The following is a 24,886-nucleotide window of genomic DNA, read 5'->3' on the forward strand; positions in this document are numbered from 1 at the left end:
GTGGTGGTGGTCATTGCGCGAGCAGCCCGCCGTCGATGACGAGCTCGCTGCCGGTCACGTAGCGGGCCTCGTCGCTCGCGAGGTAGACGCAGCCCCACGCGATGTCGCGGGGGTCGGCTCCGTAGCCGAGGGGCGTGAGGCCGATGACCTCCGCGTTCTTCTCGGCGGGCTGGCTGTCCGTGAGCGGCGTGGTGACCCAGCCCGGGATCACGGTGTTGACGCGGATCCCCATGGAGGCGTATGTGATGGCCGCGTTGCGGGTCAGGCCGCGGACGGCGCCCTTGGCGGCCTGGTAGGCCGCCACCCCCTCCGAGCCGACGACGCCCCACGCCGAGGACATGTTGATGATCGAGCCGGACCCCTGTCGTCGCATCGGGCCCAGCGCCGCGCGGATGCCGAGGAACACCCCGGTCTGGTCGACGCCGATGACCCGCGCCCAGTCCTCGGGAGTGACCTCGGCGATGCCGGCGTAGTCGATCACACCCGCGTTGTTGACGAGGATGTCCAAGCGGCCGTGTTCGGCGAGCACGTCGCTCACGAGGCGCTCCCACGCCGCCTCGTCGGTGACGTCGAGCTCGGCGTACGCCATGGCCGGCGCCTCCGCATCCAGCTCAGGCTTGGTGAGGTCGGCGATCACGACGGTGGCGCCCTCGTCGGCGAAGAGGATGGCCGTGGCCAGCCCGATCCCCATGGCGCCGCCGGTGACCACGGCGACCTTGTCGGTCAGACGGTTCATGTCGAATCTCTCTGTCGGCTCGTGTTCGGTCGTTCGGGGGCGGCGTCAGCGCGCGAGGTAGCCGCCGTCCACGGGGAGGTCCACGCCCGTGATGAAGCGCGCGTCGTCGGACACCAGGAAGCTCACGGCCCTGGCCACGTCGACCGGCTCCCCGCCGACCCCCATCGGCGTGGCGTCCAGGAAGGCGCCGTTGAGCTCGTCGGTCTGGCCCAGCGTCAGCGGGGTGCGGATCCAGCCGGGCAGCACGGCGTTCGCTCGGATGCCCTCACGGGCGTAGGAGACTGCGGCGTTCTTGGTCATGGTCAGCACCGCGTGCTTGGAGGCGTGGTAGGCGGCGACGCCCTTGACCGAGGTGGCCCCGCAGATCGAGGAGATGTTCACGATCGCGCCGGAGCGTTGGGGTCGCATCAGCCTCAGGGCCTGCTGCATGCCGATCAGGACGCCGGTCTGGTTGATGGCGATGATCCGGTTCCACTCGGCGAGCGAGAGCTCGTGCAGGTCGTCGTACCCCGAGACGCCGGCGTTGTTGACAAGGATGTCCAGGCGACCGTGGTCGGCCTCGATCTCGTCGACGATCTCCGCCCAGCGCGCGGCGTCAGTGACGTCGTGGGACCGGGTGCGGATGTGATCACCCAGGTCGGACTGGTCGCGGACGTCGGTCGCCGTGACCTCGGCGCCCGCCTCGGCGAGAACCGTCGCCACGGCGTGCCCGATGCCCTGCGCGGCGCCGGTGACGAGGGCCACCCGGCCTGTCAGCGTTCCCATCTGTTGCGACTCCTTCGGTTGCGGTCCCGGGCCGTGCCGGGATGCCGTCGAACGTAGGAACGCGGGCGCGGTCGTCGCGTCGGCACAAATACGTATCTGCCTTGGGCGGCCGGCGGGGTAGATTCGTGGCATGGCGCAGGACGTGTGGGCCGCCCCGCAGGCCACGCTGGCCGAGCTGCTGACGACGATGACCGGGGACGAGTACGTCGTGCTGGGCGAGCCGGCGCCACCGGCGGGGGAGCCGCAGGGGCTGCTGCGCCGGCGCGCGGCGCCGCCGCCGCACCGGTTCGTGCAGTTCCTGCGCGACGACGAGGAGCTGTACGGCGAGTGCGTGGGGGCCACGCTCTTCGGCGGGGAGTGGGAGCTCGGCGAGGCCGACCACCAGCGGGTGCGCGCGCTGGGCTGGCTGGCGCCGGGCGACCCGGACCCCTCCGGCACCCAGCCTGCGGTGGCGCACTACTGGTGCACGGTGCCGCGCGGGGACGCCGCCGAGCTGGCCGCCCGCGGAATCGGAGCCCTGCAGGTGATGGGGGTCGACCCGGCCGCGCTCGACTGGGAGCACCAGCGCCGCTGAGGCCTCAGGCGCCGGTGGCGCCTCAGACGTCGGTGGGCAGCGCCGTCGAGAGGATCCGGTACGCCGTGGTGTTGCTGACCGGCACCAGCCGTGGTGCGGCGGGGTCGCCCAGGTGCAGGCCGCGCGGGCCGTCGACGGCGACCAGGTCGCGCTGACCTCCCTCCCACCGCAGCGACAGGTGCCACGCGAAGTCGGCGCCCGCGGCGGCGAGCGCGGCGCGGCGCACGGTCTGGTCGGCGGCGACCAGGTCGGGGAGCCGCTCGGCCGGGAGGTCGAGCGGCTCGCGGTCCTCGACCCGGCGGGGGCGCATCCGGGTCAGCCGCACCAAGGCCGCGGTGAGGAAGGCGGGGTCGTGCGCCATCAGCTGGAAGAGTCCCGGCCGCACGCCGAGCAGCAGGGCGGCGCTCTCCCGGGTCACCCAGGCGCGATGCTCGAGCCGGGTCTCCATGCCGGCGACCGCCAGGCCCAGCGTGACGGTCGGCTTGGCGATCACGGCCAGCAGTGGCTCCGGGCCCGGGTGCTCGCCGGCCAGCAGCGCCGCCAGCCCCTCGTCGTCGAGCCGGACGGCGCCGGACGCGGCGTCGGTCTCAACCAGCATGGGCTTCGCCCCCCGCTCGCCAGGTCGACGCGGCCGCCGCCAGCGCGTCGGCCAGCTCGTCGTAGCGCCAGGTCTCGACGGTGGCGGTCAGCGTGTGCCCGACGCCGTCGACCAGGGTGAACCACTGCTCCATCGTGAGCGCCTCGCCGCGGGGCCCGGTGTGGTGGGCGAGCCGGCGCCCGCCCGGCCGCCCGGCGATCTCGAGCCGCTCGAGGTCGACGAGCAGGTAGCCGTCCAGGATCCGCGGCAGCAGCTCGTCGGTGCCGGCCTGCCAGTCCCGGAAGCCCATCCCGCCGGTGTCCTGCGCGGTCACGACCAGGTTGGGCCGGAACCCCTCAGGTGGGAGGGCGGTGCCGCGGGCCACGACCACGGTGGACTCGGGCGGGTCGGCCAGGATCTCCCAGCCCCCCGGCACCGTCAGGGGCACCTCCGCGGTCTCAGGCACGTCGGTACCACCGAGGTTGCACGACGCGTGGCACCGGCAGCGGCAGCACCAGGTAGGCCAGGAGCACCACCAGCGCGACGGCGATCGGCCCGGCGACCGCGACGTTGGCGCCCGTCGACCCCTCGGTGAACGCGGTCAGCGCGCCGAGCACCAGCACGACCGAGAGCAGGGGACGTACGACGAGCACGCTGCGGCGGGTCAGGTCGCCCTGGACAGTCCGGGTCCAGCGCCGAGCCGCCGGGCTCCGGCCGAGGTGCTGCCAGGTCGTGTGGGCCGCGAGGGCCAGCCCCCCGACCAGCATCAGCGCGTGGATCAGGTCCATGTCAGTCCCAGAACGTCACTGCGTCGCCGACGTCGGAGGCCACGTCGCCGACCGTGTCCGCGGCGTCGCCGGCCCACTCGACCGCCGCGTCCGCGGCGTCGGCCACCGGCTCCATGATCGCCTGGCCGACCTCGCTGCCGACGAAGCCGCCGATCGCGCCGCCCACGACGCCGCCGACCACGCCGCCGACCACCGTGCCTACGCCGGGGCAGATCGCCGTCCCGATGGCGCCACCGGCCCAGGCGCCGCCCTGGGCGCCGGCCCAGGCGCCGGCGGCGGTGGTGCCGCCCATGGTGGCCGAGCGGGCGACCCGCTCGGTGTCGTTGAGGGAGGGGTCATCGGCGTCGGCCTGCCACTGGTTCCAGCCGGCGGTGACCGCGGTGACCACGGTGCCGGCCCGGCCGGCCCACCTGCCGGCGGTGCCCCAGGCGTTGCGGTTGGCGGCCTGGTACGGGCGGGCGTGCCAGCTGTCCGAGCGGCCGGCGGCGGCGGCGCGCTGCCAGAAGTTCATGCCGTTGGCGCTGCCGAACCTGCCGTTGACGCGCGGCTGGAAGACGCCGTACCGGCCACTGACCATGTAGCTCACGCCGGCGCCGAAACCGAGGCCGCCGAGGCCGAAGAGCCAGCCGCCGATGTCGTCGGCGTCGGCGAAGTCCGGGGGCAGGAAGCCGAGCCGCTCGAAGAGATCCTCCACGAAACCGTCGCCGGTGGAGGCAGCGATGCCCTCGCTGAGGTGCTGATGGGCCTCGCTCTCCTTGGTCCGGGCGCCGTCGGTGATCTCGACCGCCTCGTTCCAGGCATCCACCTTGGCGTTGAACGCGTCGGCCTGCCCCTGGCTCAGCTCGCCACCCGGCTCGGTGGGCTGGACGATCGTGGTGCCGTTGACGGTCACGCCGCCCGCGGCGGCGACCTGGCGGGCCTGGCCCATGCGCTCCTTGACCACGGTCAGCTCGCCTGCGAAGTCGGTCAGGGCGGTCTCGATCGACTGGATCCGGCTGCCGAGATCGCCGAGGTCACGCAAGGCCGACTCCACCCGCGCCTCGAACGCGGCCCCCGCCTGGCCCTGCCAGGTCCCGGCCTTGGAGCGGGCGGTGCCGAGCTGGCTCTCGGCCTCGGTGATGGCGGCGCGCGCGGTCGCGGCCTGGCTGGCGGCGGTGGTGCAGGTGCCGGGGTCGCCGAAGACCTCGGTCTCGCAGACGCTCACGGCCCGATCACCGCCTGCTGCTGGGTCATGGCGCCGGCCACGGCGCCATCGGTGCCGGCGAAGTCGGTGCCGACGGCGCCGGTCGACTCGGCCAGGCTGCCGATGTGCTGGGCGAGGGCCGCGACGCTGCTGGAGAGGCTGACCAGGGCCTTGCCCACCTCGCCGGACGAGGCACCGGCGTCGGGGGAGGCGTCGAGATCGGACGCATGGCCGAAGAGGGCGCTGCCGGCGCCGTCGAGTACGCCGGCGATCTGCTGGAGGTCGGCGGGGTCGACCTCGAGGTTCGTGGCGGTCATGCCGGGTCGCCTACCCAGGAAATGCGAACCTCAATCACGGACCCGCCCGCGACGGCGGGTCAGGCCAGGAACTGCCGGATCACGTGCGGCAGCGTCTCGTCGGCGAGGCCCACAGCCAGCGGCTCTGGTACGTCGGGCAGCGTGACAGACTGGCGACCTCCGGCGGTGGTCGCGACCAGCGAGGTCAGCCCGACTCGGCGCTGGAACCAGGTGGCGCGCAGGTTCCACCCGATGACGTGCCCGACCTGGAGGTGGTCGCGGCGGCGCGCGAGCGAACCCGACCGGGCGACGACGTGCTCCTCGACCAGCGCGTGCCCGAGGGCGCGGGCCCGGTCGGCGGCCAGCAGCGCCGCGACCACCGGCAGCACGAGGAGTAGCAGGAGCGCCCACCACGGGGCGCCGAGCGTCACCAGGCCGGCCGCGATCGCGGCGGCGAGCGCGACCGCCGTACCGAGGGCGCGGGTGTAGCGGCGTCGCGTCGCCGCCGGGCCGTGGCCGGTCAGCGCGGCGGTAGGCGGCGCGCTCGTGCCGAGCACGGCGCCGGCCACGCGCGTCACCACCGGCGCGGGCGCGGGCGGGACGAGGACCGAGCTGCCGGGATGATCGGAGTGGAGGCCGGTGACGATCGCGGTGAGCCGCGCCCCGCCGGCCAGCCGCAGCCCGAGCGGCTCGCCCATGCTGACGCCGGCCACGCGCTCCTCGTCGAGGCTGGTCTCGCGGGTGGTGACGAGACCGCGGCGCAGGTGCCAGGCGCCGCGGGAGCGGGTGAGCGCGAAGCCCCAGTTGGTCACCAGGTACCCCGCCACAGAGAGTGCGCAGACGAGGACCACGAGCACCACCAGCCCGAGAAGGACGGCGGTCCAGCCCGGCAGGCCGACGGACCGGGGCGCCCCGTCGAGGTCCACGGAGAGGTCGACGCTGCCGAGGATCTGTCCGGCGACGCCCAGGATGCCCGCCGTGACGACGAGGCCGCTGGTGGTGAGGGGCGCGTAGCGCACCCAGGCCCAGTCGAGCTCCACGACGGGCGGCTCCGGCGCGGCGGCCTCGTCGGGGACCGGCGCGTCGAGCACGGTGGAGCGGCGCAACAGCTCGGAGCGCAGCTCCTCGGCGCGGGCGGTCGGCAGGCCGTCCAGCTCCAGATCGCTGTCCTCGCCGCTGGCCCCGGTCCCGGTGCCGATGCGCAGCGTGGTCAGCCCCAGGACCCGATGGATCGCCGTGGCGGTGAGGTCGACGGTGCGCACCCGGTCGAGCGGGGTGGAGGTCACGTGCCGCCCGACCAGGCCGCGCTTGAGCTCCACCCGGCCACCGGCGATGCGGTAGCTGGTGGTGAAGTAGCGGTACAGGCCGAGGGCCACGGGCACCAGGATCCCGACGAGCTGCCACGGCCGGCCTCCCCCCGAGGCCACGCCGGCCACGAACAGCGCGATCAGCGGAGGCAGGAAGCGGACGACCTCGCGGACCGGATGGATCAGCATCATCCGCGGGTCCAGGCGCTGCCAGCCGTCGTCGGTCACGTCGCGTCGCCCTCGACCGCGTCCGCCTTGAGCGTGAGGTCGTCGACGAGGGCCTGCGCCCGGTCCCGCTCGAGGCCGGCGATCTGCAGCGCCCCGGCCGCCGACGCCGTCGTCACCGTCACGCTCGCCAGGCCGAAGAGCCGCGCGATGGGCGACTCGACGTAGTCGACGGTCTGGATCCGCGACATCGGCGCGATCCGTCGCTCGCGCGCCCACCAGCCGGTCTGGGTGTAGACCGCGGTCTCGGTGACCTCCCAGCGGTGCACGAGGTAGCGCCACTGCGGCACGACCGCGACGTACGCCGCCACCGCGAGCAGGGCGATCGCGACCATCCACCAGGTGAGGTCGACGGCATCCCACACCGCGGCCGCCACGGCGAGGACCGCCACCGTGAGCAGGCCCTCGACGAGGTTGGACAGCTGCCACATGAGCCGCGCCCTCGGGCTGACCCGCTCCCGGGGCTCACGCAGGCTGGGTCGGTCCACGCTGCCGAGGCTAGTGGCTGGCCCGAGTCTGGGCGCGGTGCCCCATGACCAGCAGGTAGAGGCCACCGGCCAGCAGCGACCAGAAGGCCGCACCGACACCGAACGCCGCCACGCCGGAGGCGGCGACCACGAAGGTGACGGTCGCGGCCTCGCGGTGGTCGGCGTCGCCCATGGCGGAGGCCGCCGCGGAGCCGAAGGTGCCGAGCAGCGCCACCCCGGCGACCGCCGCGACCAGGCCGGGCGGAGCGGCGACGGCCACCGCGGCGACGCCCGCCGCGAGTGGGCCGAGGGCGAGGTGCGTCACCCCGGTGCTCACCCCGGCGAGCCACCGCCGCCCGGGGTCGGGATGGGCCTCCGGCCCTGCGGCGAGGGCGGCCGAGATCGCGGCCAGGTTGATCGAGTAGCCGCCGAGGCCGGCGGTGGCCACGGTCGCCCCGCCGGCGTAGAAGAGCGCCGGCCGCAACGGTGCGCCGTACCCGAAGGAGGCGAGGACCGCGGCGCCCGGGATGTTCTGGCTCGTCATCGTGACCAGGTAGAGCGGGACCCCGATGGCCAGCACCGTGGCGGGGTCGAAGCCCGGCGTGGTCCAGGTGAGCTGGGGCGCCACGGCGGAGGAGTCGACCGCCGACAGCGAGCCCGTGGCCGCGATGACCACGACCGCGGCGGCGAAGGCCCCGGGCACGGCCCACCGCCGGGCGACCCGCAGCAGCACCAGCCAGGTCATCAGGACGGGTGCGACGGCGCCCGGCTCGTCGACCAGCGCGCGGAACGGCTGCACGCACAGCACCAGCAGCACGCCCGCGAGCATCGCGTTCGCGAGGGCGAGCGGGATCGCGCGCACCAGGCGGGCGAGCGGGGAGAAGAGGCCGGTGAGGACGTAGAGCAGACCGGCGAGCGCGAACGCGCCGACCGCGGAGGCGTAGCCGCCGTCGGGTGCCGCCGCGCCCGCCAGCAGCGCCGCACCGGGCGTCGACCAGGCCAGCGTCACCGGGTTGCGCGTGGCCAGCGAGAACAGCACGCTGCCGACGCCCATGGTGAGACAGCAGACGAACAGCCCCGACGAGGCCTCGGCCGGAGAGGCGCCCACGGCGGTGAGGCCCGTCAGCAGCACCGCGAAGGAGGAGGTGAAGCCGACGACCGCCGTGACGATGCCGGCGAGCACCGGCTGCCCCAGGTCGCCGGCCCTCGTGGTGCGGCCGGTGAGGTCAGTCCTTGAGCTCACAGATGACGGCACCGTTGGTCACGGTGGCGCCCACCTCGGCCTGCAGTGCGGTCACGGTGCCGGCCTTGTGAGCCTTGAGCGGCTGCTCCATCTTCATCGCCTCGATGACGACCACGGTGTCGCCCTCGGCGACCTCGTCACCCTCGGCCACGACGACCTTGACGATGGTGCCCTGCATCGGGCTGGTGACGACGTCGCCGCTCGCGGCAGCTCCGGCCTTCTTGCCGGCCGCGCGCTTGGGCTTCTTCGCCGCGCCCGCGCCGGAGCCGATGCCGCCGAGCCCGGCCGGGAGCACGACCTCGAGGCGGCGGCCGTCGACCTCGACGACGACCCTCTGGGTCTCGACGGGCTCGTCGGCCTCCGCCGACTCGCCGCCGTAGGGCTCGATCTGGTTGTCGAACTCGGTCTCGATCCACTGGGTGTAGACGCTGAACTCGCCCTCGCCGGATGGCGTGGAGGCGCCGACGTACGCCGGGTCGGAGACGACGGCGCGGTGGAACGGGATGACCGTGGGCATCCCGTCGACGACGAACTCGTCCAGCGCGCGCCGCGAGCGCTCCAGCGCCTGGATCCGGTCGCGCCCGGTGACGATCAGCTTGGCGATGAGGGAGTCGAACGAGCCGGGGATGGTCTCGCCGTTCTCGTAGCCGCCGTCGACACGGACGCCCGGGCCGCTCGGCGGGCTCCAGGCCGACAGGGTGCCGGGCGCCGGCATGAAGTTGCGCCCGCCGTCCTCGGCGTTGATGCGGAACTCGATCGAGTGGCCGCGGATCTCCGGGTCGTCGTAGCCGAGCTCCTCGCCGGCGGCGATCCGGAACATCTCTCGGACCAGGTCGATCCCCGTGACCTCCTCGGAGACGCAGTGCTCGACCTGGAGGCGGGTGTTGACCTCGAGGAAGGAGATCGTGCCGTCCTGGGCGACCAGGAACTCGCAGGTGCCGGCACCGTAGTAGCCGGCCTCGCGCAGGATCCGCTTCGAGGACTCGTAGAGCTCGCTCAGCTGCTCCTCGCTCAGGAACGGCGCAGGCGCCTCCTCGACCAGCTTCTGGTTGCGGCGCTGCAGCGAGCAGTCGCGCGTCGACACGACCACGACGTTGCCGTGCTGGTCGGCCAGACACTGGGTCTCGACGTGGCGCGGCTTGTCCAGGAACTTCTCGACGAGGCACTCGCCGCGACCGAAAGCCGTCACGGCCTCGCGGACCGCGGACTCATAGGCGTCGGGGATCTCCTCGAGCGTGCGCGCGACCTTCAGGCCGCGCCCGCCGCCGCCGAACACGGCCTTGATGGCGACCGGGAGCCCGTTGTCCTTTGCGAACTCGACCACCTCGTCGGCGTCCTTGACCGGGTCCTTGGTGCCCGGGGCGAGCGGCGCCTTCGCCTTGTCCGCGATGTGCTTGGCCTTGGCCTTGTCGCCCAGCGCCTCGATCGCCGCGGGCGGCGGGCCGATCCAGGTCAGGCCGGCGTCGATGACGGCCTGGGCGAAGTCGGCGTTCTCGGCGAGGAACCCGTACCCGGGGTGGATCGAGTCGGCGCCGGACTTCTGCGCGACCGCGATGATCTTCTCGATGTCGAGGTAGGACTCGGCGGGCGTCGCGCCGCCGAGGGAGTGGGCCTCGTCGGCCAGGCGCACGAACAGCGCGTCGCGGTCGGGGTCGGCGTACACGGCCACGCTGCCGATGCCGGCGTCCTTGCACGCGCGGATCACACGCACCGCGATCTCGCCGCGGTTGGCGATCAGGACCTTCTGCAGCGGCTTGAGGTTGGCCGAGTCGGGCACGGGACGCTCCTGAGGTTGTGGGTCTTCGCCGGGCAGGGTATCGCCCGCGGCGCGTGCGCGGACGTGACGTGCATCTCGGTGGCCCCTCTCCGATGACCTCCCGACATGCCTAAGGTGGGTCGGTGGCGCAGCGACAGGGATTCTGGCGGGAACCGTCCGGCACTCCGACCTCCGAGGCGATCGCCCTCGAGGCCTGGGTGCGTGAGGCGTACGGCGTGCTGGTGCAGACCGCGGGGGAGTACCGCGCGGTCATCACCACCACCGACCTGGGGGAGCGGGTGCAGGAGGCCAGCGGCATCCGCACCAGCCGGCCGGCGACGCAGTGGCTGGCGAAGGTGCTGATCCCCGTGGCCCACCTGTGCCGGCACGAGGGCGTGCCACCGCTGCCGGCGCTGGTCGTCGACCCGCACTCGGGCTGGGTCGGGGAGGCCTACGACGACGTGCTGCGCGTGGACGAACGGCTGCCCATCGCCGACCCCCTCAAGCGCGAGGCGCACGCCTCGGCCGCTCGCCTGGAGTGCTATCGCTGGGCCGGATCCGCGCCCGCCGACGCCGAGCCGGCTCCCGTCCCCGAGCCCGTGGGCCGTCGCCGGCCGCGCGCCCCGGCCGCAGCGGGTGCTGCTCGAACCCCGCGCGCCGCCGCCAAGTCGCCCGCGGCGCCGGCCAAGCCGCGCATCGCCGCCACCGACCGCCCGGTTGCCGTCTGTGATCGGTGCTTCATGGCGCTGCCGGCTACTGGTGTGTGCGACAACTGCGACTGAGCAGGGTTATCAGCGGATGCTTATAACCCTGACGTTCTGGGCAGGGATAACGGCCCAGAACGACAGGAAACCGCCCAGAACCTCGCCCGTCGGGCGGTTAACAATCGCTAACCTCGCGCTACAGTGGCGCCATGAGCTTCGACCTGAGCCGTGAGCACGAGGAGTTCCGCCGCAGCGTGCGCGAGTTCGCGGAGGCCGAGATCGCCCCGCACGCCGCGCAGTGGGACCGCGAGCACCACTTCCCTGTGGACGTCGTGCAGAAGATGGGCAGGCTCGGGCTGTTCGGGCTGACCGCCCCCGAGGAGTACGGCGGCGCCGGCGAGGACGGCGACTTCACCAGCCTGTGCGTGGCGATCGAGGAGATCGGCCGGGTCGACCAGTCCCTCGGGATCACCCTGCAGGCGGGGGTCGGGCTCGGGATCAACCCGGTGCTCACCTACGGCACCGCGGAGCAGAAGGAGCGGTGGCTCCCCGCGCTGGTCGCGGGGGAGCGGCTCGCGGGCTTCGGCCTGACCGAGCCCGGCGCCGGCTCCGACGCGGGAGCGACCCGCACCAGGGCCGAGCTCGACGACGGGGAGTGGGTGGTCAACGGCGCCAAGCAGTTCATCACCAACTCGGGCTCGCAGATCACCAGCCTGGTCAACGTCACCGCCCGCACCGGCACCCGCGCCGACGGCAAGCCGGAGATCTCGGTGATCATGCTGCCCGCGGGTACGCCCGGCTTCACCGTCGAGAAGCCCTACGACAAGCTCGGCTGGCATGCCTCGGACACCCACGCGCTGTCGTTCGAGGACGCGCGTGTCCCCGCCGACCACCTGCTGGGGGCCGAGGGCCGGGGCTACGCGCAGTTCCTCGCCACCCTCGATGACGGCCGCGTGGCCATCTCCGCGCTCTCGGTGGGCTGCATCCAGGCCTGCCTGGACATGGCCGTCGCGTACGCCGGCGAGCGCCAGACCTTCGGCGGGCCGATCGGGCGCAAGCAGGGCGTGGCCTTCCAGATCGCCGACCTGGAGACGATGCTGCACGCCAGCCGGCTGCTCACCTACCGCGCCGCCTGGCTCAAGGACTCCGGCGCCCCGATGAAGGACTTCAAGCAGGCCGCATCTGTCGCCAAGCTCTACGCGACCGAGTCGGCGGTCACCGCGACGCGGATCGCGACGCAGGTCTTCGGCGGCTACGGCTTCATGGAGGAGTACCCGGTCGCCCGCTTCTACCGCGACGCGAAGGTGCTCGAGATCGGCGAGGGCACCTCGGAGGTCCAGCGGATGCTCATCGCGCGGGGGCTCGGACTGCCCGTGGAGTGACGCGCGCCACGTACGGGGGGTAGGTTCCCGAGAGTGCCTGACTCTCGGTGGCGACGGCTTCTCGTCGCGATGTCCGTGGCCGCCCTCGTCGCGGCGACGCCCGCCTGCGGGGTGACCCGTGGCGACGACAGCCGCGACCTGCTCATGGTCATCCCCAACGCCGCCGGCGGCGGCTATGACCAGACCGGCCGGGAGGCGGTCAAGGTCATGGAGGACGGAGACGTCACCGGGGGTGACTTCACCGTCGACAACATCGAGGGCGCCGGCGGCACCAACGCGTTCACCGAGATGCTCGGCGACACCGGCGACGAGCACACGATGATGATCGTCGGGCTGGGCGTCGTCGGCTCGCTCTACTCCTTCGGCAACGATCGGCGCCTCACCGACGCCACCCCGCTCGCCCAGCTCATCAGCGAGCCCGAGGGCGTCCTCGTGCCGGGCGACTCGCCGTTCAAGACGATCGACGACTTCGTGCAGGCGTGGGCCGCCGACCCGGGCAGCCTCGCCGTCGGCGGCGGCTCCTCGCAGGGCGGCCCCGACCACCTGTTCCCGATGCAGCTGGCCGACACCGTCGGCATCGACCCCCGCAACGTCAACTACGTGTCGTACGACGGCGGCGGACCGCTCAAGAGCGCGCTGCTCGGCGCGAAGATCGACGCCGGCTTCTCGGGGCTCGCCGAGTTCGAGCAGCAGATCGAGGAGGGCGAGCTGCGGGTGCTGGCCGTCTCGGGGGAGGAGCGGCAGCCGCAGCCCGCGCTCAAGGACGCGCCGACGCTCACCGAGAGCGGCATCGACCTGGTCTTCCTCAACTGGCGCGGGGTCCTGGCCCCACCCGACATCGGCGACGAGCGCCGCGACGAGCTGATCGGCTACCTGCAGGAGATGCACGACACCGACGCCTGGGCGGCCACGCTGGAGCAGTACGGCTGGACCGACGACTTCAAGACGGGGGAGGACTTCATGGCGTTCCTCGAGGAGCAGGACGAGCGGGTCTCCGGGACCCTCGCGGACCTGGGGCTGCTGTGAGCGAGCGTTCCGACGCGGCGGCCCAGACGACGGCTCCCCGCAAGGCCGACAAGGCCCAGTACGGACTGGCCGCCGTGCTGGCCGTGGTCGGCGCCTACACGCTCATCGACGCCCGGGGCCTCAACGTCGGCTTCGCCGACCCGGTCGGACCGCGTGTGTTCCCCTACGTGATCGGCGGCGGGATGCTGGTGCTCGCGCTGCTCCTCGCCATCGCGACTGCCCGCGGCGACGTACCCGAGAAGGAGGCCGGCGAGGACGTCGACCTCGCCTCCCCGGCGGACTGGACGACCGTCGGCAAGCTCGTCGCGATCCTGGTGCTCAATCTGCTGCTGGTGAACGTCCTCGGCTGGGCCATCACCGGCGCCCTGCTGTTCGCGGGCTGCGCCTGGGCGCTCGGCAGCCGCACGCTGCTGCGCGACCTCCTGGTGGGCGCGGTGCTGTCGGTGGGCAGCTGGTACTTCTTCTACACCGGGCTCGGCGTCCCGCTGCCTCCCGGCATCCTGGACGGGGTCCTGTGAACACCCTGCGGAGTTCTTCGACTCCCCCGCTCCGCTCCTCCGCCGAACAACTCCGCAGGGACCCCGAGTGATGGACACCCTGAACCTCCTGCTCGACGGCCTCGGCAGCGCGCTCACACCGCAGAACCTGATGTACGCCGCCATCGGCGTGCTCATCGGCACCTTCGTCGGCGTACTGCCCGGCATCGGCCCGGCGATGGCGCTCGCGCTGCTGCTGCCGATCACCTACGGCCTGGACGTGACCCAGTCGCTGATCATGTTCGCCGGCATCTACTACGGCGGCATGTACGGCGGCTCGACCACCTCGATCCTGCTCAACACCCCGGGCGAGTCGGCGTCGGTGATGACAGCCATCGAGGGCAACAAGATGGCGAAGAAGGGCCGGGCCGCGCAGGCCCTGGCGACCGCGGCCATCGGCTCGTTCGTGGCCGGCACGATCGGGACCCTGCTGGTCGCGTTCTTCGCCCCGACGATCGCCGAGCAGGCGGTCAAGGTCGGCGCCCCGTCGTTCTTCGCGATCATGCTGCTCTCGCTGGTGCTCGTCTCGGCCGTGCTCGGCAGCTCGCGCCTGCGCGGCTTCATCGGGCTCTTCATCGGCCTGACGATCGGGCTGGTCGGCCTCGACCTCTCCACCGGCCAGGCCCGGCTCACCCTGGGCATCACCCAGCTGGTCGACGGCGCCGACATCGTCGTGGTGGCGGTCGGCCTCTTCGCCATCGGCGAGTCGCTGTGGATCGCCGCGCACCTGCGCCGCAACCCGGTCGAGGTGATCCCGGTGGGGCGCCCGTTCATGGGCCGCGACGACTGGGGCCGCTCCTGGAAGCCGTGGCTGCGCGGCACCGCGATCGGCTTCCCCTTCGGCGCGCTCCCGGCGGGTGGCGCCGAGACACCCACCTTCTTGTCCTACATCGCGGAGAAGAAGCTCGCGAAGGACAGCGGCGAGTTCGGTCACGGCGCGATCGAGGGAGTGGCGGGCCCCGAGGCGGCCAACAACGCCAGTGCGGCGGGCATGTTCGTCCCGCTGCTGGCGCTGGGCCTGCCGGTCACGGCGACGGCGTCGATCCTGCTGGCCGCGATGACGACGTACGGCATCGTGCCCGGGCCGACCCTGATGACCGACCAGCCGGACCTGATCTGGACGCTCCTGGCCAGCCTGCTCATCGGCAACGCCCTGCTGCTGGTGATCAACCTGCCGCTGGCGCCGCTGTGGGCCAAGCTGCTCCAGATCCCGCGCCCCCAGCTCTACGCCGGGATCCTCTTCTTCGCCTCGCTCGGCGCCTACGCCGTCGACCAGAACCCCTTCGACATCGCCCTGCTTCTGGTCTTCGGGGCGATCGGCTTCGCGGTGCGCCGCTTCGGCATCCCGATCCTGCCGCTCATCCTCGGCGTGATCATCGGCCCCCTCATGGAGGTGAAGATGCGCGAGGCCCTGGACATCTCCAACGGCGACCTCAGCGGGCTGTTCAGCGAAGGGCTGGCCATCGGGGTCTACGTCGTCATCGTGCTGGCGATCGTCACGCCCGTCGTGATCGACCGGATGCGCGGCGCCCCCCTGGTGCCTCCAGACCCCGCAGACCCCGCAGACCCCGCTGACAAGGAAGAGGTGTCGCGATGACCGTCGTCGTGGGCTACATCCCCAACAAGTACGGCGAAGCGGCGCTGGAGGCCGGCATCACCGAGGTCCGCCGCCGTGGCGGCGACCTGGTGGTCGTCAACGCCAGTCGCGGCGATGCCCTGGTCGACCAGAAGTACCTCGGCGAGGCCGGGGTCGCGGACCTGGAGAGGCGGCTGGTCGGTGCGGCAGTCCCCGCGAGCGTGCGCCACGGGCTCGGGTCGGACGTGGCCGACGCGATCATCGACGCGGCCACCGAGATGGGCGCCGAGCTCGTCGTCATCGGCGTGCGCCGGCGCTCGCCGGTCGGCAAGATGCTGATGGGCAGCGTGGCCCAGCGGGTGCTCCTTGACGCACCCTGCGACGTGCTCGCCGTCAAGCCGGGCTGAAGCTCCGACGGGCGCCTGGTTTAGCATCGCGCCCGTGCCTGGGATCTCGGACTCGTCCGCCACCGTGCGCCGCGTGTCCATCGGGCTCGTGGTGCTGCTCGCCGTCGTGCTGGTGCTGTTGAGCCCCCAGTTCGGGCGCGCCCACCCCGAGGGCAGCTATCGCCCGGTGCTCGACCCGCCGGCGCTCGAGCTGGGCTGCTACCCGCTGCCCGAGGGGCTGAGGCTCGACTTCGCCCACCAGGTGCGCACCGACGGCGACGTCGAGGTCGACGGGGAGCGGCGACGCGAGCTGGTCGTCCAGTACGACCTGATCGGCGCCGACGAGGTCCGCGAGCGGCTGACCGCCTCCTTCGTGGCGGCCGGCTTCACCCCCGAGACCGGCGCCGGCGACGTCCTGGTCTTCACGCGGCCGGACACCGGCCCGGTGAGCGTCAAGGTCGAGCCCCTGCCCGACGTGCCCGAGGACGCCACGGTGCGCGGCACCGTCACCTTCGACCTGCCCTCGATCGCCGTGGCCTCCGACGACCCGGTCTGCGACGACCCTTACGCCACCAAGCGATTCCCCGACTCCTACGAGCTCGCGCGATGATCGACGAGCTCGAGCGCTCCTACCGACGCCTGCCCCGGGGCGGGACGCTCCTGGCGATCCTGATCGCGGCGCACGTGCTCCTCAAGCTCGCGCTGCTGCCCAAGGTGGGGCACACACCGTTCGTCGGGGACGAGGCCTACTACGTCGACGGCGGGCGCGCGCTGTCCAACCTGGTGCGCGACCTGGTGTCCCTCGGCCCTGTCGACACCGCCGAGCTGGAGCGCAACGTCGTGGGCAGCGGCTGGTTCATGCCCGGCATGTCGGTGCTGCTGACGCCGCTGTTCCTCGTGGACCCGGACGCCTCGACCTTCGTCATCCGCTGCTACCTCGGTGTCGTGTCGACGGTGGTGCTGCTGCTGGCGGTGCGCACCGTGCGCCGTACCTTCGGCGACCGCTACGCCGCCATCCTCCTGGTCTTCCCCGGGCTGGTGCCGATGTACCTGCTCTTCATGTACGCCGCCTGGGGCGACCTGCTCGCGGGCCTGCTCGTCGTGATGCTGGTCGCGCACGTGGTGACGATCTTCCGACAGGTGCGCCAGGGCGTGGCCTTCACGCTGCGCGAGGGCGCCTGGCTCGGGCTGGTCGGGATCACGATCGTCTACCTGCGCTCCAGCACCGCGCTGCTGGTCGGCGGGCTGATGCTGGTGATGCTGGCGTCGCTGGTAGTCCTGCTGCGCCGCCGGGAGCGGCTGCGCGGCATCACCGCGATGGCCCTGGCCGGCGTCCTCTTCGTGGGGCTGCTGCTGCCGTGGTCGGTCGCCGCGTCGCAGAGCCTGGGGGGCCGGGTGCTCACCACGACCTCGGTGCCGACGGTGCTGGCCAACACCTTCGGTGAGTACGACCGCATCTGCTTCGGTCCGTGCGACCCCGGCAGCACGATCTGGTTCTCGCCGCTGCGCTACGCCCGCGAGGTGGCCCGCGCGACCGACGGCGACCAGGTCGCCATCCAGTCCGAGATGTCGAGCTACGCCCGCCAGGGGGTCACCCCGCAGAGCTACAGCCGTGACGTGCTGGGCAACTTCTACGCCTACGCCCTGGAGCCGTCCGGCTACAACGACCAGCTGATGGACCCCGACACCGACGGGGACACCTTCACGTACTGGTTCGTCACGCTCGTGACGGCCCTGATGTGGTACCTCTCGCTGATCGTGCTGGTGTGGGTACTGCTGCTGGCGACTCGGCGCTCCTTCGACTCCCAGATCCTCAGCATCGTGCTGAAGCTGAGCCTCGGGGCCCTGCTGACCCAGCCGTTCATCCACCTCGCCTCCGCCCGCTACTGGCCGACTGCGGCGCCGCTGCTGGCGCTGGCGCTGGGGCTCTGGCTGCAGGTGCGCGCGGAACGGCGCGTGGCGGTGGGGGTCGGCCATGACCTGCCGGCGCTCGAGCAGGCCGTCGGCACCCCGAGCCCGGCCGCGGTCCACCGGGCGTTCTACTGGGTGCAGCTGGGCCTCGCCGTGGCGAGCGTGACCGTGGCGGTGGGCGTCGTCGTGGTCGCACTGTGGCCGTGGTGACCCGCTGTCCGAGGTGACCCGCTGACCGAGGTGACCCGCTGTCCGAGGTGACCCGCTGTCCGAGGTGGACCGGTGGGGCCGCTACGCGCTGGGCGACCAGAGGTCCGTCCAGGACGCACCGAGCTCGGTGACGAGCTCACGAACCAGCGGCAGGCTCACGCCCACGACGTTGTGGTGGTCGCCCTCGATCCCGGTCACGAACGCCCCGCCCAGTCCGTCGACGGTGAAGGCGCCGGCCACGTGCAGCGGCTCCCCGGTCGCGACGTAGGCGGCGACCTCCTCGTCACTGATGTCCGCGAAGTGCACTGTGGTGGAGGCGGTGGCCGCCGCGACGCGGTCCGAGACGGTGTCGCGCAGGCAGTGACCGGTGTGGAGGACCCCGGAGCGGCCGCGCATCGCGCGCCAGCGGCGTACGGCGTCGTCGGTGTCGGCCGGCTTGCCGTGGGCGCGGCCGTCCAGCTCGAGCACCGAGTCGCAGCCGAGCACCAGCGAGCCAGGAGGCAGGTCGTCGCGCTGCGCCACGGCAGCGCACTTGAGCTCGGCGAGCTGGAGTGCGAGCTCGGCGGGCGGCAGCCCGTCGAGCTGCGACTCGTCGACCCCGGACACGATCACGACCGGATCGATGCCGGCGCTGCGCAGCGTGGCGAGGCGGGCGGGGGAGGCCGAGGCGAGGACGAGGGTGGGCACGGCACGACCCTACGGTCAGCCGATGGTGAGGTCGGCGACGGTCACGAGCCGCGGGTGCTCGTGGTCGTCGCCGTCGACCTGGCCCTTGGCCCACCACAGGCGAAGCCCTCGTGGTGTCACCTCCAGGGTCGCCATGTTGTTGTCGAACCACGGTCCCTTGAGGAGCCGCCACGTCAAGGGGGCGTCCGGCACCTTCGCCGAGCGCGCCACCACGTGGCCGAGAGGGCCGGCGACGCCGTAGGACAGGAACGCCGTGGCGAAGCGCCACCGGCGTGAGAGCGGGTTGCGGATCGGGGAGCAGACCGCCTGCACGATGCGGCTGTGCACCGGCTTGCTCCCACGGGCCGCACGGCGCGTGGGGCGCGCCTCGGAGACGTAGCTGTGATGGACGTCGCCGGACAGGAACGTGACCGTCTCGGGGGCCTGGCCGCGCTCGCCGCGCGCCACCTCCAGCACCATCGCGGTGACCATCTGGAAGCCCTCCTGGAAGGCCGCCCAGTGCTCCAGGTCGGCACCCGTGCGGATGCGCTCGCCGATCTTCGCGAGCCACCGGCCCCAGGCGCCGCCCGCGAGCGCCTCGCTGAACGCCTCCACGTAGTGCAGGCCGGGCGCCAGGAGGAACGGCAGCGAGGTGCCGATCAGCAGGTGGTCGACGTCGCCGCGCAGCTGCTCGTCGAGCCACGCCATCTCGCTGTCGTCCAGCATCGTGCGGTGCTCTGGGTGCAGCACGCGTGCGGCGCGCGAGTCCACCACGACCAGGCGGGCCTGGTCGCCGAGCAGACGCGCGTAGCTCCAGCGGTAGGAGGACGGCTGCTGGTCCGCGCGCTCCGCGAACTCGTCGAGCAGCGGGCCGGCGTCGTACTCGTCCTCGCCCTCGTGGGCCACGATGCGCGACCAGATCTCGTCCTCGGCGCGCTCGCGGGGGCTCAGGTTCCCCAGGTGCTGGTAGACCCAGTACGACGCCAGGCCGGCGACGATCCGGTCGCACCACCAGTCGGTGGCCTCCATCTCCTGCTTCCACGCGTGCGAGGTGTTCCAGTCGTCGCGCACGTCGTGGTCGTCGAAGATCATGGCTGTCGGCAGGGTCGAGAGCAGCCAGCGGTTGGCCGGGTCGGTCCAGGCGAGCCGGTAGAGGTGGGCGTACTCCTCGTAGTCCTTCAGCTCGTCCCACGGCGGCTGCTCCAGGTCGCGGCGCGCGGCGATGAACTCCCGCATCTCCTCGGTGGTCTCGTCGGCGTAGACCTGGTCGCCGAGGAAAAGCACCAGATCCGGCCAGCGCACCTCCTCGCCCGGATCGGGGTCGTCAGGGTGGGCGACGTCGGTGACGCCGGCCATCCGCAGCGCGTAGGCGCGCAGGGCGTCGACGCCGTGGGTCTCGTTGCCGGCCTTGTCGTGGCCCACCGAGGTGCGGCAGGAGCCGAACGCGACGCGCATCCGGCTCGCGGGGTCGAGGGTGGGGATCAGCGACGGGGGGTACTCCGAGCCGCGCTCCGGCCACACCTGCTCGCCGTCGACGTGCACGGCGTACGGCGTCTTGGCGCCGGGTGCCAGCCCCTCCACGCACACCAGCGCGTAGTGGTGGCCGTGGACCGCGAAGGTGCGCGCCTCGCCCCGATGCTCGCCGGCGGTGACGCTGACGGTGGCCCTGCCGTCGGTCTCCACCCAGATCGACGCGCTGGTCTCGTCGACGTAGCGCAGCAGCGGGCCCAGTCGCAGTCTGCTCACCGGTGCAGGGTTCCACACGGGGCGCGGGAGGTTTCATCAAGGCAGGCAGACCAAGCCGCACCTCCCTCGGCGAAACACGACCTCAGCGCGGCAGTCCGCTGCTGCGCCAGCCGGCGGGGCCGGGGGAGTGGGTGGGGCGGGCCTTGCGGTGGTGCGCCGACCACTCCGGCGTACGCCGTGCGGCCGGGGCGGTCGCGCCGGCGGCGGACAGCACGGCGACCAGCGCCGCGATCTCCTCGGGGGTCGCGTCCCCGTTGACCACGCGCAGCAGCGGGCGCTGCGGCGGCGTCTGGTCGCTCTCGCCGGCCATCAGAGGGGGATGTTCCCGTGCTTCTTGGCCGGCAGCGTGGCCCGCTTGGAGCGGAGCAGGCGCAGGGCCCGGACGATCTCGACCCGGGTCTCGTGGGGGCTGATCACCGCGTCGATGTAGCCGCGCTCGGCCGCGATGTAGGGGTTGGCGAGCGTGGTCTCGTACTCGTCGATCAGCTCGGCGCGGCGGGCCTCCACCTCGTCCGCGGAGCCCCCGCCGTCCTTGATGCTCGCCAGCTCCTTGCGGTGCACGATGTTGGCCGCGCCCTGGGCGCCCATGACCGCGATCTGCGCGGTGGGCCAGGCGACGTTGATGTCGGCGCCGAGGTGCTTGGAGCCCATGACGTCGTAGGCGCCGCCGTAGGCCTTGCGGGTGATCACGGTGACGAGGGGCACCGTGGCCTCGGCGTAGGCGTAGATGAGCTTGGCGCCGCGGCGGATGATGCCGTTCCACTCCTGGTCGGTGCCGGGCAGGAAGCCGGGCACGTCGACGAAGGTGAGGACCGGGATGTTGAAGGCGTCGCAGGTCCGCACGAAGCGGGCGGCCTTCTCGGAGGCGTCGATGTCGAGGGTGCCGGCGAACTGCATCGGCTGGTTGGCGACGACGCCGACGGAGCGGCCCTCGACCCGGCCGTAGCCGATGATCAGGTTGGGCGCGAACAGCGGCATGACCTCGAGGAACTCCTCGTCGTCGAGGACCGCGGTGAGCACGTCGTGCATGTCGTAGGGCTGGTTCGGCGAGTCCGGGACCAGGACGTCGAGGGTCCGGTCGAGGTCGGTGAACGACAGGTCCGCGTCCTCGTCGTAGATCGGCGGGTCGTCGAGGTTGTTCTGCGGGAGGAAGGAGAGCAGCGCCTTGGTGTACTCCAGCGCGTCCTCCTCGTCGGCGCCCATGTAGTGGGCGTTGCCGGACTTGGTGTTGTGGGTGCGCGCGCCGCCGAGGTCCTCCATCGTGACGTCCTCGCCGGTGACCGTCTTGATGACGTCGGGTCCGGTGATGAACATCGCCGAGGTCTGGTCGACCATGATCGTGAAGTCGGTGACCGCGGGGGAGTAGACGTGGCCCCCGGCGCAGTTGCCCATGATCAGGCTGATCTGCGGGATGACGCCCGAGGCGTGGACGTTGCGGCGGAAGATCTCGCCGTACAGACCGAGCGAGACGACGCCCTCCTGGATGCGCGCGCCGGCCCCCTCGTTGATGCCGATGATGGGGCAGCCGGTCTTGAGCGCGAGGTCCATGACCTTGACGATCTTCTCGCCGTAGACCTCGCCCAGGGAGCCGCCGAACACGGTGAAGTCCTGCGAGAAGACGCAGACCTGGCGGCCGTCGATCGTGCCGTAGCCGGTGATGACGCCGTCGCCGTAGGGGCGGGTCTTCTCCAGACCGAAGGCGACCGAGCGGTGCCGGGCCAGCTCGTCGAGCTCGACGAAGGAGCCCTCGTCGAAGAGGTGCTCGATGCGCTCGCGGGCCGTCCAGCGCCCCTTGGCGTGCTGCTTCTCCACCGCCTTGGCCGAGCCGGCGTGCACCGCCTCGTCGAGCCGGCGCTCCAGGTCGGCCAGCTTGCCGGCCGTCGTGTGGAGGTCGATGCCGGTCTCCGCGGAGGGGAGGTCGGTGCCTTCTCCTGGCTGTGTGCTCACGCGCTTCTCCTGGTCTCGGGCCAGCGGGGTCGACCAGCCGCTTCGGCCAGTCGATTCAGCCAGTCGCTGCGGCCCGGTCACTGGCCTCGGGTGGGTCTGCTGCGACAGGGTAGTGCCCGTGACAGCGGACTCGGCCTCGCGCCCACCCCTCGACAGCACCCGTCTCTCCGGCCTCACCCCGGACGTCATCCCCGACATCGCGGTGGAGGTCGTGGACGCCGTCCCGTCCACCAACGCGGTCGCCGTCGAGCGCGCTCGGGCGGGGGCCGCCGACGGCCACGTCGTCGTCGCGGATCACCAGACCGACGGCCGCGGGCGACTCGACCGGACCTGGGAGACCCCGCGCGGCACGGCGCTGACGTTCTCGGTGGTGCTGCGCCCGACGGTGCCGACCCGCTCGTGGCCCTGGCTGCCGCTGCTCACCGGGTACGCCGTCGACAAGGCGCTCAAGGCGCAGGGCTACGACGCCGGGGTGAAGTGGCCCAACGACGTGCAGATCGGGGACAAGAAGGTGGCCGGAATCCTGATCGAGCGGGTCGAGACGCCGCAGGGACCGGCGGCCGTGGTCGGGGTCGGCCTCAACGTCGGCATGACCCGAGACGAGCTCCCGGTGCCGACGGCCACCTCCTTGGCCATCGAGTCCGGCGCCGAGCCGGACCGCAACGACGTCCTGCTGTCGGTGCTGAGCACGCTGCGCGAGGCCTACGACGCCTGGCAGGCCGGCGGCGACCACACCGGCCTGCGACTGGCGGAGTCCTACGCCGCGGCCTGCGTCACCGTCGGCCAGGACGTCCGGGTGGACCTCCCGGACGGCTCGGTGCTCCGCGGTCACGCCACCGCGGTGGACCCCGGCGGCAGGCTGGTGGTGGAGACCGCCGACGGCGCCCAGTACGTGGCGGCCGGCGACGTCGTCCACGTGAGGCCCGCCGATCAGTGACATGATCCGTCCGTGGCCATCTCCCCGAAGCTGCTGAACCCCGGCGAGCGCGTCGTCGTCAGCACCCGCACCCACCCCAAGGCGCTGCTGGTGCCGCTGCTGGCGCTGGTGATCCTGCTCGCGGCCGGCGTGGCGTTCCAGGTGCTCGTCGACCACGGCACCTCGCAGCTGGTCGTCTGGGCACTGGTGGCCGCGGCGATCCTGTGGTTCGTGGTGTGGCCGGCGCTGGACTGGCGGATGGCCTCCTACACGATCACCAACCGGCGGCTCATCACCCGACACGGGATCCTCACCCGCAAGGGCCACGACATCCCGCTCTCGCGCATCAGCGACGTCGCCTACGAGCTGGACCTCATCGACCGGATGCTCGGCTGCGGCACGCTCGTCATCAGCGATGCCAGCACCCACGGACAGGTGCTGCTGCCCGACATCCCGCGGGTCGAGGACACGCAGCGACGCCTCAACGAGCTCCTCCACGAGCTCCACGGCGGCGCCGCGAACCTCGAAGAGGGTCACTGACCGCTCGGCGGGCACGGGCATGGGTGAAGAGGAAGAGGACTCCCTCGAGCGCGCGATCCTGCGCGAGAAGCCGCACTTCAACGCCGCGGAGGTGGCGGCCGAGGCGGGCGTCTCCATCGACGACGCCCGGCGGCTGTGGCGCGCGCTGGGCTTCCCCGAGCACGGCGGCGAGCGGGCCTTCACGCACGCCGACGTCGAGGCGGTCTCCACCCTGATCGGCGCCGTCGACGCAGGGCTCTTCGACTTCGACGTGGCGGTCAACCTGACCCGCGCGGTCGGGCAGACCATGGCTCGCCTCGCGGACTGGGAGGTCGGTGCCCTCGTCCACCGGGTCGAGGAGCTCGAGGCCGGTGAGCAGGCCACCGGCACCCGGGTGGGCTCGGCGCTGCGGATGGTCGACGACCTGGCCGAGCCCCTCGAGGCTCTGCTGCTCTACGCCTGGCGCCGGCACGTGGCCGCCGCCGTCGTCCGCATGGAGGCGCTCGGGGCGGGCGAGGAGGACCTGCACACGACCCAGCTGACCGTGGGCTTCGCCGACATCGTCGGCTTCACGTCGCTGTCCAACCAGATCTCGCGCGAGAAGGTCGGCGACCTGGTCGAGGTCTTCGAGTCGCGCTGCGCCGACGTGATCGCCACCCAGCGCGGCCGGGTCATCAAGAGCCTGGGCGACTCGGTGCTGTTCGTGAACACCGACGCCCTCGCCGCCTACGACACGGCCGAGGGGATCATCAACGTCATCGGCCGCGATCCACGGATGCCGGACGTGCGCGTCGGACTCGCGAGCGGGTCGGTCGTGATGCGGCTCGGCGACGTGTTCGGGCCACCGGTCAACCTGGCGGCGCGACTCACGGCCGTCGCTCGCCGCAACCGGATCATCGTCGACGCCGCGACCGCCGACGCGCTGCCGAGCGACCAGTTCGACACCCGCCGGCTCCCGGCCCGGCCGGTCCGCGGCTTCGGCCTCATCGAGCCGCTCGCCGTGAGTCGGCACTGACCTGCGGCCCGTCTGGTCCGGCCCCGTCTGGTCCGGCCCCGTCTAGTCCGGTCGGACAATTTGGCCGGATCGCACCACGCTCATGGGTCTGTTGTCCCTACCGTGGGGACGTGTTCGACGTGCAGGGTGTCCGGCTGGACCCCGAGAGCAGGCGAGCGTGGCGGGGGACCGAGGAGGTCGTCCTGTCACGCAAGGAGTTCGACCTCGTCCACGCCCTGATCGCCCGGGCCGGCGAGGTGGTGTCCCGCGACGAGCTCATGCGCGACGTCTGGAACACCAGCTTCTGGACCTCCTCGAAGACCATCGACGTGCACCTGGGCTGGGTCCGCCGCAAGCTGGGCGACAACCCCCAGAACCCGCACCTGATCACCACGATCCGGGGTCGGGGCCTGCGCTTCGAGACCGGAGAGCAGGCTTCGGGGTAGTCCC

Annotated in this window: 28 protein-coding genes; 13 read left to right on the top strand and 15 right to left on the bottom strand. The window is 72.4% G+C overall.

Annotation, left to right across the window (positions count from 1 at the left end; all coding sequences use genetic code 11):
* Positions 1 to 10 precede the first annotated feature (10 nt).
* Both LRP67_RS08285 and LRP67_RS08290 read right to left on the bottom strand, forming a co-directional pair.
* On the bottom strand, positions 11 to 736 hold the full coding sequence (locus tag LRP67_RS08285; RefSeq protein ID WP_231269691.1) for an SDR family NAD(P)-dependent oxidoreductase: 726 nt from the start codon (positions 734 to 736) through the stop codon (positions 11 to 13).
* A gap of 45 nt (positions 737 to 781) precedes the next feature.
* Positions 782 to 1,501, bottom strand: a complete 720-nt coding sequence (locus tag LRP67_RS08290; RefSeq protein WP_231269692.1) for an SDR family NAD(P)-dependent oxidoreductase — start codon at positions 1,499 to 1,501, stop codon at positions 782 to 784.
* A 130-nt stretch (positions 1,502 to 1,631) separates the two neighbouring features.
* Between LRP67_RS08290 and LRP67_RS08295 the strand changes: the two genes are divergently transcribed.
* Positions 1,632 to 2,075 carry a hypothetical protein gene (locus tag LRP67_RS08295; RefSeq protein WP_231269693.1) on the top strand — a complete coding sequence of 148 codons (444 nt, stop codon included), beginning with the start codon at positions 1,632 to 1,634 and terminating at the stop codon, positions 2,073 to 2,075.
* Positions 2,076 to 2,097: 22 nt separating this feature from the next.
* Here LRP67_RS08295 and LRP67_RS08300 read toward each other — a convergent pair whose 3' ends face one another.
* The 9 genes from LRP67_RS08300 to LRP67_RS08340 are packed head-to-tail and all read right to left on the bottom strand — an operon-like array spanning position 2,098 to position 9,938.
* Positions 2,098 to 2,673 carry a hypothetical protein gene (locus LRP67_RS08300; protein ID WP_231269694.1) on the bottom strand — a complete coding sequence of 192 codons (576 nt, stop codon included), beginning with the start codon at positions 2,671 to 2,673 and terminating at the stop codon, positions 2,098 to 2,100.
* A complete protein-coding gene (locus LRP67_RS08305) occupies positions 2,663 to 3,118 on the bottom strand; it encodes a hypothetical protein (protein ID WP_231269695.1) in 456 nt (151 codons plus the stop codon). The genes LRP67_RS08300 and LRP67_RS08305 overlap by 11 nt, the downstream gene beginning before the upstream one ends.
* Positions 3,111 to 3,440 (bottom strand): hypothetical protein, encoded by a 330-nt coding sequence (locus LRP67_RS08310; protein WP_231269696.1) that lies wholly within the window; start codon positions 3,438 to 3,440, stop codon positions 3,111 to 3,113. Before LRP67_RS08310 ends, LRP67_RS08305 begins: the two co-directional genes overlap by 8 nt.
* A gap of 1 nt (position 3,441) precedes the next feature.
* Entirely contained in the window at positions 3,442 to 4,644 is a 1,203-nt protein-coding gene (locus tag LRP67_RS08315) for a hypothetical protein (protein WP_231269697.1), read from the bottom strand.
* A complete protein-coding gene (locus LRP67_RS08320; RefSeq protein ID WP_231269698.1) occupies positions 4,641 to 4,940 on the bottom strand; it encodes a hypothetical protein in 300 nt (99 codons plus the stop codon). Before LRP67_RS08320 ends, LRP67_RS08315 begins: the two co-directional genes overlap by 4 nt.
* 59 nt (positions 4,941 to 4,999) lie before the next feature.
* Positions 5,000 to 6,454, bottom strand: coding sequence for a PH domain-containing protein (locus LRP67_RS08325; protein WP_231269699.1), 1,455 nt, complete (start codon positions 6,452 to 6,454; stop codon positions 5,000 to 5,002).
* Positions 6,451 to 6,939 (bottom strand): PH domain-containing protein, encoded by a 489-nt coding sequence (locus tag LRP67_RS08330; RefSeq protein ID WP_231269700.1) that lies wholly within the window; start codon positions 6,937 to 6,939, stop codon positions 6,451 to 6,453. Before LRP67_RS08330 ends, LRP67_RS08325 begins: the two co-directional genes overlap by 4 nt.
* 10 nt (positions 6,940 to 6,949) lie before the next feature.
* Complete coding sequence (locus tag LRP67_RS08335) at positions 6,950 to 8,161, bottom strand: benzoate/H(+) symporter BenE family transporter (protein ID WP_231269701.1); 1,212 nt, start codon at positions 8,159 to 8,161, stop codon at positions 6,950 to 6,952.
* Positions 8,145 to 9,938 carry a biotin carboxylase N-terminal domain-containing protein gene (locus tag LRP67_RS08340; RefSeq protein ID WP_231269702.1) on the bottom strand — a complete coding sequence of 598 codons (1,794 nt, stop codon included), beginning with the start codon at positions 9,936 to 9,938 and terminating at the stop codon, positions 8,145 to 8,147. The genes LRP67_RS08335 and LRP67_RS08340 overlap by 17 nt, the downstream gene beginning before the upstream one ends.
* Positions 9,939 to 10,060: 122 nt before the next feature.
* Between LRP67_RS08340 and LRP67_RS08345 the strand changes: the two genes are divergently transcribed.
* From LRP67_RS08345 to LRP67_RS08380, 8 genes are all read left to right on the top strand, one after another.
* A complete protein-coding gene (locus LRP67_RS08345) occupies positions 10,061 to 10,699 on the top strand; it encodes a hypothetical protein (RefSeq protein ID WP_231269703.1) in 639 nt (212 codons plus the stop codon).
* Between the two features lie 131 nt (positions 10,700 to 10,830).
* Positions 10,831 to 12,003 carry an acyl-CoA dehydrogenase family protein gene (locus tag LRP67_RS08350; RefSeq protein WP_231269704.1) on the top strand — a complete coding sequence of 391 codons (1,173 nt, stop codon included), beginning with the start codon at positions 10,831 to 10,833 and terminating at the stop codon, positions 12,001 to 12,003.
* 33 nt (positions 12,004 to 12,036) lie between these two features.
* On the top strand, positions 12,037 to 13,029 hold the full coding sequence (locus LRP67_RS08355; RefSeq protein WP_231269705.1) for a tripartite tricarboxylate transporter substrate binding protein: 993 nt from the start codon (positions 12,037 to 12,039) through the stop codon (positions 13,027 to 13,029).
* On the top strand, positions 13,026 to 13,547 hold the full coding sequence (locus LRP67_RS08360; protein WP_231269706.1) for a tripartite tricarboxylate transporter TctB family protein: 522 nt from the start codon (positions 13,026 to 13,028) through the stop codon (positions 13,545 to 13,547). The genes LRP67_RS08355 and LRP67_RS08360 overlap by 4 nt, the downstream gene beginning before the upstream one ends.
* A gap of 70 nt (positions 13,548 to 13,617) precedes the next feature.
* Positions 13,618 to 15,162 carry a tripartite tricarboxylate transporter permease gene (locus LRP67_RS08365; RefSeq protein WP_231270015.1) on the top strand — a complete coding sequence of 515 codons (1,545 nt, stop codon included), beginning with the start codon at positions 13,618 to 13,620 and terminating at the stop codon, positions 15,160 to 15,162.
* The gene (locus LRP67_RS08370; RefSeq protein ID WP_231269707.1) at positions 15,159 to 15,548 is read left to right on the top strand and encodes a universal stress protein; all 390 of its coding nucleotides are present in this window, start codon (positions 15,159 to 15,161) and stop codon (positions 15,546 to 15,548) included. The genes LRP67_RS08365 and LRP67_RS08370 overlap by 4 nt, the downstream gene beginning before the upstream one ends.
* 34 nt (positions 15,549 to 15,582) lie before the next feature.
* The gene (locus tag LRP67_RS08375) at positions 15,583 to 16,137 is read left to right on the top strand and encodes a hypothetical protein (protein WP_231269708.1); all 555 of its coding nucleotides are present in this window, start codon (positions 15,583 to 15,585) and stop codon (positions 16,135 to 16,137) included.
* The gene (locus tag LRP67_RS08380) at positions 16,134 to 17,648 is read left to right on the top strand and encodes a hypothetical protein (RefSeq protein WP_231269709.1); all 1,515 of its coding nucleotides are present in this window, start codon (positions 16,134 to 16,136) and stop codon (positions 17,646 to 17,648) included. The genes LRP67_RS08375 and LRP67_RS08380 overlap by 4 nt, the downstream gene beginning before the upstream one ends.
* 81 nt (positions 17,649 to 17,729) lie before the next feature.
* On the opposite strand, the gene LRP67_RS08385 is transcribed toward LRP67_RS08380, so the two are convergent.
* The 4 genes from LRP67_RS08385 to LRP67_RS08400 all read right to left on the bottom strand — a co-directional run bounded on the left by LRP67_RS08385 (position 17,730) and on the right by LRP67_RS08400 (position 21,956).
* Positions 17,730 to 18,335 (bottom strand): nucleoside triphosphate pyrophosphatase, encoded by a 606-nt coding sequence (locus LRP67_RS08385; RefSeq protein ID WP_231269710.1) that lies wholly within the window; start codon positions 18,333 to 18,335, stop codon positions 17,730 to 17,732.
* Between the two features lie 15 nt (positions 18,336 to 18,350).
* Entirely contained in the window at positions 18,351 to 20,060 is a 1,710-nt protein-coding gene (locus tag LRP67_RS08390; RefSeq protein ID WP_231269711.1) for an alkaline phosphatase D family protein, read from the bottom strand.
* Between the two features lie 82 nt (positions 20,061 to 20,142).
* A complete protein-coding gene (locus LRP67_RS08395; RefSeq protein WP_231269712.1) occupies positions 20,143 to 20,370 on the bottom strand; it encodes an acyl-CoA carboxylase epsilon subunit in 228 nt (75 codons plus the stop codon).
* Complete coding sequence (locus LRP67_RS08400) at positions 20,370 to 21,956, bottom strand: acyl-CoA carboxylase subunit beta (protein WP_231270016.1); 1,587 nt, start codon at positions 21,954 to 21,956, stop codon at positions 20,370 to 20,372. The genes LRP67_RS08395 and LRP67_RS08400 overlap by 1 nt, the downstream gene beginning before the upstream one ends.
* 169 nt (positions 21,957 to 22,125) lie before the next feature.
* Between LRP67_RS08400 and LRP67_RS08405 the strand changes: the two genes are divergently transcribed.
* From LRP67_RS08405 to LRP67_RS08420, 4 genes are all read left to right on the top strand, one after another.
* Positions 22,126 to 22,944: a biotin--[acetyl-CoA-carboxylase] ligase gene (locus LRP67_RS08405; protein WP_231269713.1), complete on the top strand. Its 819-nt coding sequence runs from the start codon at positions 22,126 to 22,128 to the stop codon at positions 22,942 to 22,944.
* Positions 22,945 to 22,956: 12 nt separating this feature from the next.
* On the top strand, positions 22,957 to 23,463 hold the full coding sequence (locus LRP67_RS08410) for a PH domain-containing protein (RefSeq protein WP_231269714.1): 507 nt from the start codon (positions 22,957 to 22,959) through the stop codon (positions 23,461 to 23,463).
* A gap of 19 nt (positions 23,464 to 23,482) precedes the next feature.
* Entirely contained in the window at positions 23,483 to 24,457 is a 975-nt protein-coding gene (locus LRP67_RS08415; protein WP_231269715.1) for an adenylate/guanylate cyclase domain-containing protein, read from the top strand.
* Positions 24,458 to 24,567: 110 nt separating this feature from the next.
* Positions 24,568 to 24,882, top strand: a complete 315-nt coding sequence (locus tag LRP67_RS08420; protein WP_231269716.1) for a winged helix-turn-helix domain-containing protein — start codon at positions 24,568 to 24,570, stop codon at positions 24,880 to 24,882.
* Positions 24,883 to 24,886 lie beyond the last annotated feature (4 nt).

This window comes from Nocardioides sp. cx-169, assembly GCF_021083605.1.
Classification (GTDB): domain Bacteria; phylum Actinomycetota; class Actinomycetes; order Propionibacteriales; family Nocardioidaceae; genus Nocardioides.

Coding starts and splice junctions, on each gene's coding strand:
- LRP67_RS08370 (WP_231269707.1), top strand. CDS start 15,159: ATGACCGTCGTCGTGGGCTACATCCCCAACAAGTACGGCGAAGCGGCG.
- LRP67_RS08365 (WP_231270015.1), top strand. CDS start 13,618: ATGGACACCCTGAACCTCCTGCTCGACGGCCTCGGCAGCGCGCTCACA.
- LRP67_RS08285 (WP_231269691.1), bottom strand. CDS start 736: ATGAACCGTCTGACCGACAAGGTCGCCGTGGTCACCGGCGGCGCCATG.
- LRP67_RS08320 (WP_231269698.1), bottom strand. CDS start 4,940: ATGACCGCCACGAACCTCGAGGTCGACCCCGCCGACCTCCAGCAGATC.
- LRP67_RS08295 (WP_231269693.1), top strand. CDS start 1,632: ATGGCGCAGGACGTGTGGGCCGCCCCGCAGGCCACGCTGGCCGAGCTG.
- LRP67_RS08310 (WP_231269696.1), bottom strand. CDS start 3,440: ATGGACCTGATCCACGCGCTGATGCTGGTCGGGGGGCTGGCCCTCGCG.
- LRP67_RS08350 (WP_231269704.1), top strand. CDS start 10,831: ATGAGCTTCGACCTGAGCCGTGAGCACGAGGAGTTCCGCCGCAGCGTG.
- LRP67_RS08415 (WP_231269715.1), top strand. CDS start 23,483: ATGGGTGAAGAGGAAGAGGACTCCCTCGAGCGCGCGATCCTGCGCGAG.
- LRP67_RS08380 (WP_231269709.1), top strand. CDS start 16,134: ATGATCGACGAGCTCGAGCGCTCCTACCGACGCCTGCCCCGGGGCGGG.
- LRP67_RS08290 (WP_231269692.1), bottom strand. CDS start 1,501: ATGGGAACGCTGACAGGCCGGGTGGCCCTCGTCACCGGCGCCGCGCAG.
- LRP67_RS08300 (WP_231269694.1), bottom strand. CDS start 2,673: ATGCTGGTTGAGACCGACGCCGCGTCCGGCGCCGTCCGGCTCGACGAC.
- LRP67_RS08395 (WP_231269712.1), bottom strand. CDS start 20,370: ATGGCCGGCGAGAGCGACCAGACGCCGCCGCAGCGCCCGCTGCTGCGC.